General features: G+C 41.3%; 8 protein-coding genes. 6 read left to right on the top strand and 2 right to left on the bottom strand.

Annotated features, from left to right (window positions below; all coding sequences use genetic code 11):
- The first annotated feature begins 19 nt into the window (after positions 1-19).
- The 3 genes from QZ327_RS12165 to QZ327_RS12155 all read left to right on the top strand — a co-directional run bounded on the left by QZ327_RS12165 (position 20) and on the right by QZ327_RS12155 (position 3,156).
- A complete protein-coding gene (locus QZ327_RS12165) occupies positions 20-1,171 on the top strand; it encodes a 6-bladed beta-propeller (protein ID WP_294619656.1) in 1,152 nt (383 codons plus the stop codon).
- Between the two features lie 11 nt (positions 1,172-1,182).
- On the top strand, positions 1,183-1,800 hold the full coding sequence (locus QZ327_RS12160) for a hypothetical protein (protein ID WP_294619655.1): 618 nt from the start codon (positions 1,183-1,185) through the stop codon (positions 1,798-1,800).
- A 207-nt stretch (positions 1,801-2,007) separates the two neighbouring features.
- Positions 2,008-3,156 carry a 6-bladed beta-propeller gene (locus QZ327_RS12155; protein WP_294619653.1) on the top strand — a complete coding sequence of 383 codons (1,149 nt, stop codon included), beginning with the start codon at positions 2,008-2,010 and terminating at the stop codon, positions 3,154-3,156.
- A gap of 215 nt (positions 3,157-3,371) precedes the next feature.
- Here the strand turns inward: QZ327_RS12155 and QZ327_RS12150 are convergent, their stop codons facing one another.
- Positions 3,372-4,310, bottom strand: coding sequence for a ribose-phosphate pyrophosphokinase (locus QZ327_RS12150; protein WP_294619651.1), 939 nt, complete (start codon positions 4,308-4,310; stop codon positions 3,372-3,374).
- A 159-nt stretch (positions 4,311-4,469) separates the two neighbouring features.
- Between QZ327_RS12150 and QZ327_RS12145 the strand changes: the two genes are divergently transcribed.
- The 3 genes from QZ327_RS12145 to QZ327_RS12135 all read left to right on the top strand — a co-directional run bounded on the left by QZ327_RS12145 (position 4,470) and on the right by QZ327_RS12135 (position 11,083).
- Positions 4,470-8,792, top strand: coding sequence for a DUF5113 domain-containing protein (locus QZ327_RS12145; RefSeq protein WP_294619649.1), 4,323 nt, complete (start codon positions 4,470-4,472; stop codon positions 8,790-8,792).
- Positions 8,793-8,876: 84 nt separating this feature from the next.
- Entirely contained in the window at positions 8,877-9,605 is a 729-nt protein-coding gene (locus tag QZ327_RS12140; RefSeq protein ID WP_294619647.1) for a DUF5932 domain-containing protein, read from the top strand.
- 20 nt (positions 9,606-9,625) lie between these two features.
- Entirely contained in the window at positions 9,626-11,083 is a 1,458-nt protein-coding gene (locus QZ327_RS12135; RefSeq protein ID WP_294619645.1) for an AbgT family transporter, read from the top strand.
- 312 nt (positions 11,084-11,395) lie between these two features.
- Here QZ327_RS12135 and hepC read toward each other — a convergent pair whose 3' ends face one another.
- Positions 11,396-13,549, bottom strand: a complete 2,154-nt coding sequence (hepC, locus tag QZ327_RS12130) for a heparin-sulfate lyase HepC (protein ID WP_366143365.1) — start codon at positions 13,547-13,549, stop codon at positions 11,396-11,398.
- Between the last annotated feature and the right edge of the window lie 372 nt (positions 13,550-13,921).

Below are 13,921 nucleotides of genomic sequence, written 5' to 3'. Positions count from 1 at the left end.
GTATAGATTATAGTTAAGTATGAAAAAGTTGTTTATAAAGAATTTATTATATGTTTTAATATTTTTCCCATTGTTCTATTCTTGTTCAGTACAACAGAAAATGGATGGAGAAATTAAGTTACAAGTAGCAGGGTTGAATAGTGGTGTTTTGCCTTCTGTAGATGAATTATTCTCATCTATACAAGTAATTCCTTTGGAAACGATGGATAGTTGTTTGCTGATGAATGTAGAGAAAGTGGTACCCTGTAAAAATGGATATTTTGTTTTCGATAATTTGAAACCAGCTCTTTATCAGTTTGATGGGACAGGGAAATTCGTGAGAGAAATAGGTGGAAAGGGTAATGGGCCGGGTGAGTTCCAGTTATTGGCTGATTTTATGATAGACGAAAAAAAGGATAGAATAACTTTACTTAGTTCATACGGCTTCTTGTTGGAATATGATTGGGATGGGAATTACATAGAGAAAATAATTCTCCCGGTGAAACCTAACTATTATTCGATGGTATTATTGAATAACGGACAAAATTTGGCGTTGTGGTCGTGTGTTAATATGGAAGAAAATGGGATTACCATTGTGGACTATTATAGTCATGCTTATGTGAACGGTTATTGGAATAATGACCGGATTTTGGATATGGGACTGATGCATCCTTTCTATTCCTATAATAAGAATGTTTATTTTGGTTCTGCTTATCAACCTCGGGTTTATCGGCTTGAATCGAATTCTTTGGAATACGAGTATTCTTGGGATTTTGGGACTGAAGGAATTGATGATAAACTATTGACGAGTTATGCTGCCATTAAAAAGATTGGAAAGAGAAACCGGAAACTATTGCAAGATTTGAACGATGGAATTTTGCCTTATAGTATGGAATGTCATGCGCAGAACAGTCGTTATTACTATGTGGCGTTGCGTAGTGGAGTTGGAATGCATCGTCCTTTCAAGAATGTTTTCTATGAAAAACAGACAGGTCGTTCTTTTGTTTTTGAGAAAATGAAAGAAGGTATCTCTGTTCAAACGCTATTCTTGGCGGAGGATTATTTACTGTCCGTTCTTCCTTACGAGGAAGTCTCACTCTATAAGGGACTTTTGGATGAAGATGAATATGCTAAAATATCGGATATGAAGGAGGATGATAATATGTGCTTAGTAAAGTTTGTTTTGAAATAAATTTATAATTAATGAAAGTAATCACGTTATTTTTACATATAATTCTGCTTGTTTGTCTCTTTGGATGTAAGAGAGTAAATGTGCATGATGAAGCTGTTCAATTGATGAAAGAGTGGAGTGGAAAAGAAATTATATTTCCTGATAGTTTAAAATTTACTTTGTTTGGAAACGATTTTGTGTGCGATACGATTCCTATTGCTGAATATAAGATTGTTACTTATATTGATTCTTTAGGATGTGCCAGTTGTAAGTTGCGGTTATCGTCTTGGATGGAATTGATTCAACAACTGAATGCTATGTTTTATTTGCATCCTTTGGACTCACGAAGTTTAAAGGCTATTTTACGTAGGGACAATTTCAATTATCCTGTCTGTATGGATAAGGATGATCAGTTGAACAAACTGAACAGATTTTCTTCTATGCTTGACTTTCAGACGTTTTTACTTGACAAGAATAATAGAGTAGTAGCAGTGGGAAAACCTGTGCATAATCCTAAGGTGAAAGAATTATATTTGAATATTCTGAATCCCAGTAAGGAGAAAAAAGTGGATAGAAATACGCAAGTAGCTATTGCTTCAACAATAATCAATTTTAATAAAACAATAAATTTGTATTCTATACTTGGGTAAGTTGTGTACCAGGATTGCCTGCATAATAGTAAAAGGTTAATTCAATGATTCAGAGGTTGACTAAGAGTACTTTTATAGTAATATAAGGCTACTCGTAGAATGAATTGTTTATAAGGAGTGTTTTCTTTTGACCAACCTCTTTGAATATAATAAAGCGTGTATTTCTGATTTCTTTTTTAGATGTGAGACTTAAATTAGGTAATTGAAATGTATAAATATATATATTGCCATTTATTTCTTTTTGGAGTGTTGTGCGGATGTGCAAATAGGCATGGTTGTATCGTTGATACGGATGTTGTTTGCATGGCTATCAATCCGGATGATTCAAAACAGTTGGATATGGAGACGTTATTTTCTTCTATAGATGTAATTCCTTTGGAAAGTTCAACCGCATCGTTGTTTAGCAGATGCGACAAAATGATTTTTTATGAAGGAAAATATTATATACTGGATAAAAAAGCGGCTTGTATATTTGTTTATGATAAGGATGGAACTTTCTTGAGGAATAGTAAAAGTAAGCAAGGATATGGTCCGGGGGAATATTATTGTATAGTTGATTTTGAAATATCGAAAGATGGGTATATAGAGATTTTAGATGTATCGGCATATAAAATCAGAAAGTATGATGACCAATTCAATTTTGTAGGTGAAATAAACATACCGAGGGAATTGTATCCTGTCAGTACCTTTAAATGCTTGAATAATGGATTATATGCTTTTTATTCTCCCCGGTCGTCCAAAACGAACGATCAAATAAATATTTATTCTTTCAAGCAAAATCGCATAGTGGAAAACGTAAAAGGTTATATTTCGATTCCTACCTTAAAAGTAAGTGCCACTCAGCCCTATTCTTTTTATGAGTCTGGAAAAGATGTGTTTTTCTCTTTCCCTTATCCTAATGATAAAGTATATAAGATAGACAGAAATGAGGGGCACATCAGCGAGGTGATTCGTTATGATTTCGGAGATTATTCTTTCCCTTTTAAGGAGTTGGATTCTCATGCCGCTATTTTTGAAGACATTATTAAGGGGAGCAAGAATTATGCTTTTCCTATTTATCGGGGAGAAAATAAGGATTTTCTATTTGCTTTTATTATGTATCAAGAGAAACAATCTCTTTTTCTTTACGGTAAGATGTCAAAATGTTCTAACCTTTACTCATGCCAGTTTCATGATGGTAAGGTACTGCTGCCACCGACTTTTGTAGATGATAATTATTGGTATATAGTTGCAGAACGAGGTTGGTTGGAATATATGGTGGCAGAAACGCTGTTAGATGAAAAAACGAAAGAGACAATAAAAAAGGTTCAGGAAGAAGACAATCCGGTGATATTAAAATATAGTGTACAAAATTGAAGTGGAAGTATCCTTCAATCTTTATGTAAGCGACACTGCCATTTGTCGGTCTCGAAATATGTTGGGGACTTATTATGTTGATGATATGTATACCTACTTTATGCCGGCTTCATTTATACGTTATGTAGGGATATCTTTAATTAAAAAAGAAAGGTTGCGCAAAATTCATTTCAGAATGAATCGCGCAACCTTTTTTTTATTTTCTAACCACTTGCTTAGATAATGTATTGGGAACTGATAGATTCGTTACTCATTACTCGTCTGATAGTTTCGGCAAACATATCGGCAATGCTCAACTGCTTCACCTTGTCGCACTTCTTGGAATAAGGAATACTGTCTGTAAATACCATTTCGGTAAGACCCGACTCTTGCACACGGAATGACGCCGGATCAGACATCACACAGTGACTGGCAATGGCACGTACGGATTTGGCACCGGCTTCTATCATGATGTTGGCAGCTTTGGTGATAGTGCCTGCCGTATCTACGATATCATCTACCAACACGACATTTTTGCCTTGTACGTCACCGATAATCTGCATGGTGGCAACTACGTTTGCTTTTTCACGTGTCTTGTTGCACAACACCAAAGGTACACCGAGGTATTTGGAGAATGTGCTGGCACGTTTCGAACCGCCCACATCGGGAGTGGCAATAACAAGGTCGTCCAATTTTAATGATTCGATATAGGGAAGGAATACTGCCGAAGCGTACAGATGATCGACCGGAATGTTGAAGAACCCCTGAATTTGGTCGGCGTGGAGATCCATAGTAATCAATCGGTCGATGCCTGCCACTGAAAGCAGGTCGGCTACCAATTTAGCGCCGATAGAGACACGGGGTTTGTCTTTTCTGTCTTGACGCGCCCAACCGAAATAAGGAATAACTGCAATTACACTTTTGGCAGATGCTCTTTTAGCTGCATCAACCATCAACAGAAGTTCCATCAAATTGTCGGAATTGGGAAACGTGGATTGAACCAGGAATACGTTTGCGCCACGGATAGACTCTTCATAAGAAACTGCGAATTCACCATCGGCAAAGTGGGTGATATTCATCTTTCCCAAAGGGCAATCAAGGCTGGCGCAGATTTTCTCTGCAAGGTATCTCGAGTTTGTTCCTGAGAATACCATAAAGGGTGCTTTTTCGCTCATTTTATAATAGATGTTACCTATTTATTAATTTGCATGCAAAGGTATGAATTTCCTGCTACATAATACAAGACTTATTGTAGAAAAAATATTTCTCTTTACCGGATTTATTTGTAGCTTTGCTTTGTGAAATGCCTTTCATCCATATTATTGTTGGCGGGGATGCTATATCTGGCAGGTATGGCATGCGTCTCGTGCATGGGCACGGCTTCTACAAAAGAGGTGCGGCTGATTGATTCCTTGAATCAGGCGGCATATACTTATCGTTATAAAAACCTGGATTTATCGTGCCATGCGGCTTCAAGAGCTTATCGGGAAGTGGGGCTTTACAGGCAGGGAAAGGCGGAAGCGTGCAATAACCTGGGCTTCTGCGCTTTTATGCGTATGGACTTTGAACTGGCGGAAAAACATTATCGGGAAGTGTACGGTCTGACAAAGAATGAATTGGAACTTTTGATTGCCGATATAGGTATGATGAAGATTTATCAGCGGACGGCATTGAACAAGGAGTTTTATGATTACCGTAACAGTGCCTTGCGCCGTATGAAACGCATTGCAGAAGACAATAACCTGTTTGCCGATAGACACGAACGGATGCGGCTTGCCTATGCCCGGTCGGAGTTTCATATCGTATCTGCCGTATACTATTATTATCTGCAGCAACGTGCGGAAGCTTTGGTTTCTGTCAATGAGGTGCCGGACAATGAGGAATTGGCAACGGATACCAATCAGTTATTGTATTATCACTACATAAAAGGGGCGGCTTCTTTGTGCAACGGAGAGACGCTTGATGAACGTCGCTTAAAGGAGTTTGATGAACTTTATATCACTTGGCAACTGGCTTCCAAGAAAGGGTATTTGTATTTTGAGGGAAACGGTGTGCAGGGATTGGCAAATCTGATGGCTGCGCCGGATAATTACGAATTCTTCCGATGGCGGCGTTCGCATGCGTTGAGGCAATTTGGCGAACCGGTGGATTCGTTACTGCCCATGAGGCTGGGACAATTAGCCTTGAAGAAGTTCCGGCAATACAACGACATATATCAGATTGTGGGTGCGTACGTCTCCATCGGGAAGTATCTGAATGCCCATGGAGAATACGGGCAGGCTCTTGACACTTTGAAACGCGCAGTGGAATGCGTAAACGACCATCATCGCCGCTTCTACGACTGCCATGATAGTCTGGATTGGTTGAAGGCTTATGACCGCCGCGACACAATCTGTGCGGAGAAGTTGTGGATGCAACAGAAATTGAAAACGGTTCCCGAATGGATTTCAAGGATACGAGAACAGTTGAGTGTGGCGTATGCCGGGTTAGGAATGAAAGAGTATTCGGACTATAACCGGAATATATATTTGGATATCTTGGAAGATACCCGTCAGGACAAAGAATGGGAAAGCCGTTATCAGGCGTTGGAAAAAGAAGCGGGGCAACTGAATGTGTTGCTTTGCTGTGTGGTTATGTTTTTTTTATTGGTACTGGTATTCTTCTGGTTCTTTAATAAACGTTCCAAAGTGCGCAATAAACTGCATCTGTACCGCTTACAATCCATATTGGATATTTGCCGGGAAATTACCGCATCCATTCCAGCCGATGCACAGACCGAGGAAGAGATTACGGACGCGATATTGAAGAATGTGCGTTCCGGGATGAAACGCCTGTTCGGTACGGATGACGTATGTATTAAAAATAGAGAGTTGGTGGTCGCACAGCGTATGAGGAAAGACGAACATGCTATGGTACAGGTAATCAATCCCTATATCCAATGGGCATTGGACAACGGCATGGCTACCATCTCTTTGGGGGAAGAACAGCGCAGGCTGGAAAAGCAGCGCTATATCCATGAACAGCACATCGCTGAAAATAAACGCCGGAATTTGATTAAGAAAGCGTGTTTTGCCATTGTCAACGGTGTCCATCCTTACATTGACCGTATCTTGAACGAGATGCATAAATTGGTACGCATGGGATATATCCGTAACGAAGTTATCAAAAAAGAGAAGTATCAATATATCGACGAACTGGTCACTACAATTAACGAATATAACGATATCCTCGCCTTGTGGATTAAAATGAAGCAAGGTGCGTTGAGTCTGAACATTGAGACTTTTGAACTCAACGAACTTTTCGACTTGCTGAGAAAAGGAAACCGTGCCTTCGAAATGAAGCAACTGATCTTGGAAGTGGAACCGACCGATGCCTGCGTAAAGGCAGACAAGGCTTTGACCCTCTTCATGATAAACACTCTGGCGGAAAACGCACGCAAATATACTTCCAAGGGAGGTAAGGTGAAAATATATGTCCGCAAGGAGAATGATTATGTGGAACTGTCTGTTGAGGATAACGGACGCGGACTGTCTCCTGATGATATTGCCCATATCGTAGGCGAAAAAGTATACGATTCCAAAACTATCGGCATGAATGACGCTCCGGACCGGGAAGAATTGCGAAAAAATAAAGGTAGTGGATTCGGTTTGATGAATTGCAAGGGTATCATTGAGAAATACAGGAAAACAAATTCTATATTTAATGTATGTCTGTTCAACGTGGAGAGTGTATTGGGACAGGGAAGCCGTTTCTATTTCAGGTTACCGATTGGAATACGTAAGGTGGTAACAATGCTGCTGTTAACACTCTCTTTGGGCATGGCTTCTTGCAGCCAGGCGACGGATGGCGATGTGCCGGAAAAGATTCTTGCCGACTCTTTGATGTCAGATTCGCCGGAAAAGTACGAACTTTTACTGAACCGGGCTTCCGATTATGCCAACGAAGCCTATTATTGCAATGTGGACGGTGAATACATAATGGCTTTGCAATACATAGACTCTGCAATGATTTGTTTGAACGAACATTATGGAATGTATGCCGAAGAACCGCACTGTTACATGGCTTTGGCGGGTGACGATATGCCTGCCGAGCTGGACTGGTGGAACAGGATGTTCAATTCTGACTATCATGTGATACTGGATATCCGGAACGAAGCGGCTGTTGCGTTTCTTGCGTTGAAGCAGTGGGACAAGTACAGTTATAACAACGGTGCTTATACGACTCTGTACAAACTGCTGGGTGAGGACCGGTCGTTGGAGGATTTCTGCCGCGAGTTGGAACGTTCTACGAATAATAAGATGGTGAGTATTCTGCTGGCCGTTCTTTTGCTGGTTACATTGTGCTTAGGATATTATATCCTGTATTTCCGCAAGAGATTGGTGAACCGTTGGAACATGGAACAGGTATTGGAAATCAACAAACAAGTGTTCATTGCATCTTTAATGCCTGCATCCGAAAATGGAGAGTGGTTACAACAAGAGGAGGATGTACTGAAAAATATTCCGCAACACATCGTAGCCAATGCTTTCGATGCAATCAACGAATTGTTGGGCACAGAGCGGCTGGCTATTGCTGTCTATAACGAAGTTACCCGTAAATTAGAATATACATCCGAATCCCGGGAAGAGACAATAGAAAATAAATCCGCATGGGAAAGAGTGGTAGAACGCTGTTTTGAGGAAGAGACATATCTGTCGGAGAATGGAGTGCAGGCATTGCCTCTTGTAGTGAAAGCAGGGAACGCCAACCGGTGCATAGGGGTGTTGTGCCTGATAAGAAATGAAGTGCAGCAGGAGTCCGACCGCCTGTTGCTGGAATTGATAGCCCGATACGTGGCTATTGTGATATTCAATGCAGTAGTGAAGCTGGCAACGAAATACCGGGATATTGAAACGGCCCAAGATGAAACACGCCGTGCCTCATGGGAAAACAGTTTACTGCATGTACAGAATATGGTGCTTGACAACTGTTTGTCTGCCATTAAACACGAAACGATTTATTATCCCAATAAAATAAAGCAACTGATAGGCAAGCTTCGTTCCGGTGAGTTGTCGGAGAAGGAAGAACAGGAGGTCGTGACGACTATCGGCGAATTGATAGAGTACTACAAGGGAGTGTTCTCTATTTTGAGCCGATGCGCATCCCGCCAGTTGGAAGAGGTTACATTCAGACGTATGGTAATTCCCGTTTTCGAGTTATCGAAAGCGGCTGAGAAATATTTCCGTAAGGCGGGCAGGGGAGCTGCCGCATCTGTCGTTTTCAATACTGCGACTGTAGATACATCGGTGATAGGGGATATCGATCAACTGCGCTTTCTGCTGGAGAATTTGATTAATGAAGCCCTGTCCGTACCTGTCTCAGGAGAAATTCGCCTGACTTGTGCAGTAGAAGAGGATTTTGTACGTTTCCTTTTTACGGATACGCGGCGTGAGAAAACGAAAGAAGAACTGAACCAATTGTTTTATCCGAACCTGGCACGTATGACAACAGGCGAAAGAGGAGAGTTGCGCGGTACGGAATATTTGATATGCAAGCAGATTATCCGCGACCATGATGAATTTGCCGGAAGGAGAGGATGCCGTATTAATGCCGAACCGATGGAGAAAGGCGGATTTACTGTGTACTTTACGCTGCCTCGTTATCAGAAGAAAAGGTAAACGGAGAATTTTTCTCGAAGAAAATTTAGAATAAACAAGGATGAAAAGACATAGTGAGAAAATCGGAAGTTAAGTAATTAAGATATGGAAGCCAAGAAATTTCAAGTCATTATCGTAGAGGATGTAAAACTGGAACTGAAAGGTACGGAAGAGATATTCCGTCATGAAATACCGGATGCGGAAGTTATCGGTACTGCCATGACAGAACAGGAATTTTGGACCTTGATGGAAGCCGGTATACCCGATCTTGTTCTGTTGGATTTGGGACTGGGCGGTTCCACTACTATCGGTGTGGATATTTGCCGTAATATCTTCAGGCGCTATCCGGGTGTGCATGTATTGATATTCACCGGAGAGATCCTGAATGAGAAATTATGGGTGGATGTCCTTGATGCGGGAGCTGACGGCATCATCCTGAAAACCGGAGAATTGCTGACAAAAACGGATGTGCAAGCCGTTATGGACGGAAAGAAGTTTGTTTTTAACTATCCCATACTGGAAAAGATTGTGGAACGCTTCAGAACTTCCGTCCGGAATGACACGAAGCGGCAGGAAGCTGTCATCAGTTACGATATAGATGAATACGACGAGCGTTTTCTCCGCCACCTCGCTTTGGGATACACAAAGGAGATGATTGCCAATCTGAAAGGTATGCCGTTCGGAGTGAAATCGTTAGAAAAACGTCAGAACGACCTGATAGGACGTCTTTTCAGGGATGACGAACGGACAGGGGTAAATGCCACACGCCTTGTTGTGCGCGCACTTGAGCTTCGTATCCTTGATATTGACAACCTGGAAGCGGACGATGAATAATCTGTTGATATCGGACGGTGATGAGAAATAAATGGCGTATGCCCCATCCTGCAACGATGTTCTTCCTGCTAACGCTGGGAGTTATCTTTCTGTCGTGGATATTTGATGTCTACGGCATGAGCGTGCGTTTGCCTCAGACGGGAGAGGAGATACGCGTACAGAGTCTGCTGAGTCCGGAAGGAATCCGATGGCTGTTGCGCCATGTGGTGACCAACTTCACGGGATTTGCTCCGGTAGGGCTGGTTATTGTGGCAATGTTCGGGATAGGAGTGGCGCAGCATTCCGGTTTCATAGATGCATGCATACGTAAGGGCATACGCCGGCGGAAACACAGTTCGTGGCACATTGTGCTCTGTGTCATTTTCTTGGGATTGCTGTCCAATGTAGTAGGGGATGCCGGATATATCATGCTGTTGCCCCTTGCTGCCACATTATTCCATTCGGTGGGGCTGCATCCCATAGGCGGAATTATAGTTGCCTATGTATCGGTGTCGTGTGGTTATAGTGCAAATATGCTTTTGAGCACACTCGACTCTATGCTTGCCGCAGCTACGCAAGAGGCAGCCGATATGACGGGGGCTTCGGGTGGAAGGATAGGTCCTCTGTGTAACTATTATTTCTTTTGTGCATCTGTGTTTCTGCTGGCATCCATTATTTACCGTATCACCTGTAAGAGGCTATTACCGGAATTAGGGGAATATCAGGGAAACAACGCTTTTCGCGGCTACAAGCAGTTATCCCGCAAAGAGCAGAGAGCCTTGTTGGGAGCCATAATTGCAGGTTTACTCTACGCTACGCTTGTTTTGTGTGCCACGTTCTCTTCATGGGGAATATTGAGAGGTGTCAATGGCGGTTTGATGCGTTCTCCGTTCATTGTCGGCATTCTATTCTTACTGTCCTTGGGCATAGGTTTGATGGGAATGATATACGGATTTGCTTCCGGACGCTATCGTACGGACGGTGATGTAATAGAAGGGCTTACCCAACCGATGAAGCTGTTGGGTGTTTATTTTGTAATTACTTTTTTCGCTTCTCAGATGTTTGCCTGCTTTGAGTATTCTCATTTGGATACATGCATCGCGATAATGGGAGCGAATGTGCTTTCTTCTGTCCGGTCGGGTAGTTTGTGGATATTAATATTGTTCATCTTGTTTACTGCCCTGATAAACCTTATCATGGTTTCTTCCACTTCAAAATGGACGTTTATGTCTTTTATTTTTGTTCCGTTGTTGGCGGATATGGGCATTTCACCGGACATGACGCAATGCGCATACCGTATCGGTGATAGTGCAACGAATGCCATCACTCCTTTTATGTTTTATATGCCGTTCGTCCTGACTTATATGCAGCAGTATGATAAACAGTCTACCTACGGTTCGTTATTCAGGTATACGTGGAGATATTCATTGGCTGTGCTTGTAGCCTGGAGTGCATTGTTTGTTCTTTGGTATCTCTGTAAATTGCCACTGGGATTGTAAGGTTGGTTAACCTCTACTTCAGCATCGTAATGTTCTACATTAAATTTGTAATGTACTACATTAAGAAGAAGAGAGTTACAGTGTTCCGCCGATTGTATCATTCTATCACTCCAGACGTAGTGAAGACTATACCTCTTTTTTGATTATTTCATTAAGGTATAGTCTTCACCGCACTCTGAATAACAGGGCAAAATAATAGTTGATGTTTAATGAGTGCTAATATATACTCCTTGTTATGACAACAAATTCTTAGTATTTTGTATCACGGCATTTTGTCCGAAGATATCAAATGACTGTTTAGATAAACCTATGTCATTTGTCAAGGCGATAATTTAAGTTATATACAGTTCCATCGACTGTTACTTTGACAGATACATTATTTTCATCCTCTGCATCTACAAATTGAGCTTCGATTTTATGATTGATATCGGACTGCACAGGATACAATACTGTAATATATCGTACAGGATTTTTATCAGGTTTTTGCATGACAACTGCATAAGCCTTTCTGTCTTTATATATTCTGTCTGTGTTATAGGATATACGGCCATCGAACTCTTTGAAAGTGGCGGTCTTGTTTCCGAACGTCCGAATCAGCAGATTATTCTTATCGCCGAAAGTGGTATGAGCGCCCAACTGCTGATTATCTAAGACAACATTGTCAACAGACTTTTCATCGCAAAGGTGAAAATATAATTTAGCGTATCCGGTAGCTGTTCCGAATCCTTCATCTACGAGTACAAAGAACTCTTGCGATTGTTGGATGTAGAAAATGGCACGGCGGTGCTTGAAGTGGTCATATCCCTGGTTTTCTGTAACAATGAGCTGTTGTCCGACTGTCTCTTTGGATAATAATAAGTTACCGGCTGCCTTGTTGATATTCTCCGCTCCGGTTGATTCATGTTCTTTGCTCTTGCTTAAAACCAGGGTGTTGTGTGCTTTCGTCTGGCGGAACCATCTCCGTAACTCCATTATATTTTCATTGTTTTCCGCCGTATAGGTGCAGACACCGGAGTCCGGGAAAAAATTACGCCCGTTACGATAGAGTTCGAATGTACCGTTGTCAAGTTGGTTATGGCTCGAATCTCCCAATTTGGAAGAAACATTGTTGCTGTGAATAAGTACAGTAGATTGTGCATTCCAACCGCTGCGCAGTACATGAAAGCCGGAAGAGGGGAATGTTTTTATTGCCGTACTCGGACAAGTGCCGCTTGTGCCGTATGTATACATATATTCGAATTCGGTATTCTCGGGAAACATTTCCATATATTTCTTGAAATTCTTATTCAGTACGCTGCGGGTCTTAATCCATGAATCGTTGAAAGCGGGGCTGCAATCCCTGCTTCCTTTCGTGAAATAGCTGGGATAGGTGAAGTGCATCACCACCTTTGCCGCTTTCAAAAGCACTTCATTGAGATTGGGCGAAAGTAAGTTGTCCGGAACCTTGTTCAGAAGAAGTAATCGTTTGAGGTCGTATAGGCCGTCCAATATGCCTATGTGGTAATGCAAAGACAAATCATTTGTCATACCATCGTTCAAGAATAACTTCGAAGTCTGTTCATTAATGATATCACAACCTGTTTTCTGCCAATGAGGAGCGTTTTTCAGTTCAGGAAATAAGGTTCCTGCAAACACCAATGCCACAGCCTGGCTTAATAAGATATTGTTTTCTCCGGCATATTTGTATTTGGACAGATAATCGGCATGCTCCGCAAAATGCGCCAGGAAAAAAGTGAGCCATTCCGAAGTAAAGTTGGGAGAGTGCTTGAAGTATTCGAACGATTCCGTCTGCCCCATAATGCGTATAGACACCTGAAGTTGATGCCACTTGAACTTATCGGGAGCAGCTTTCGGCAGAGGATGCTTGGCAATCCAGTCGGTATATACTTCCTTCCATGAAAGCATATATTTTTCGTCACGGGAATCCTGATAGGCTTTTCCTTGAAGAGGCATCCAGTTGTGGCGGTGTAATTGTTTCTGATATTCATTATCGGCACCTTTAGGCGTAAATTCCCAATTTATGGCTTTATTACCGTCCTGCAGGGAATAGGGAACTTTCAAATCTTTATCTTCCAAATAATTATCGTTCACGTAAAAACGATATTCATGTATGGCATGGTCTGCATAACCTCGCTCTACGTCACTGGGAGGTTCTGATGTGACATTGGGATTTTTTATATTCTGCCTGTTCCTATAGTAAGCCAGCAGTTCTTTTAAGGCGGCGCTATCGTCACCTGCCTCATGATAAGACTTAACCGTATTTAATCCGGGATAGTCAAGATTAAAAATATCGAATAGGGTGGTTTCTGTGTTTTCGTCCGGCGGGGTTGGTTTTTCCTCTTCTTCTACAGGTGGTTTTTCTTCTTCCTTATCTTTATCTTTTATAAATGTGTCATTGTCTGTGCATCCGAATATTGTCATGGAAGACAGAAATAGGCAAATGTAAAAATGATTTTTGAATGTCATCGTATACCGTAATTTTAATTGTTTGGTTTAACTGATGCAAATGTAGTAAGTCCGCTACCAAGTATCGTTTAGTAATGTGCATATCCTGCTAAAAAATAAAAGCCCAATTATTAATTTGGTTGAATATATTGCTAAATTTGTCTTTTAATGGATTGGAAGAGATTATTATTACGATAATAACTGTTTTTTTCAATCATAGTGTAACTATAATTACCGTTAGTAGGAGAGGGCTTTTGCAAAGGCGGATAATTATAGAATTAAATCGATGAAGATGTAATTCGCGCCGGTTCTTCTAAAATATTTTGGCTATTGAGTGACTTACATTTAAAAGTATTATATAATCCCTAAAGGTGTTGTATATCAATATAAAAC

Origin of the sequence: uncultured Bacteroides sp. (genome assembly GCF_910578895.1) — a bacterium.
In the GTDB taxonomy this organism is placed as follows: Bacteria; Bacteroidota; Bacteroidia; order Bacteroidales; family Bacteroidaceae; genus Bacteroides.
Note: the sequence above shows the minus strand (reverse complement) of the source record. Positions and strands in the feature narration are given on the sequence as shown.

Excerpts from the sequence above, each read along its gene's own strand:
- QZ327_RS12165 (WP_294619656.1), top strand. The coding sequence starts at position 20 with ATGAAAAAGTTGTTTATAAAGAATTTATTATATGTTTTAATATTTTTC.
- QZ327_RS12160 (WP_294619655.1), top strand. The coding sequence starts at position 1,183 with ATGAAAGTAATCACGTTATTTTTACATATAATTCTGCTTGTTTGTCTC.
- QZ327_RS12155 (WP_294619653.1), top strand. The coding sequence starts at position 2,008 with ATGTATAAATATATATATTGCCATTTATTTCTTTTTGGAGTGTTGTGC.
- QZ327_RS12150 (WP_294619651.1), bottom strand. The coding sequence starts at position 4,310 with ATGAGCGAAAAAGCACCCTTTATGGTATTCTCAGGAACAAACTCGAGA.
- QZ327_RS12145 (WP_294619649.1), top strand. The coding sequence starts at position 4,470 with ATGCTATATCTGGCAGGTATGGCATGCGTCTCGTGCATGGGCACGGCT.
- QZ327_RS12140 (WP_294619647.1), top strand. The coding sequence starts at position 8,877 with ATGGAAGCCAAGAAATTTCAAGTCATTATCGTAGAGGATGTAAAACTG.
- QZ327_RS12135 (WP_294619645.1), top strand. The coding sequence starts at position 9,626 with ATGAGAAATAAATGGCGTATGCCCCATCCTGCAACGATGTTCTTCCTG.
- hepC (WP_366143365.1), bottom strand. The coding sequence starts at position 13,549 with ATGACATTCAAAAATCATTTTTACATTTGCCTATTTCTGTCTTCCATG.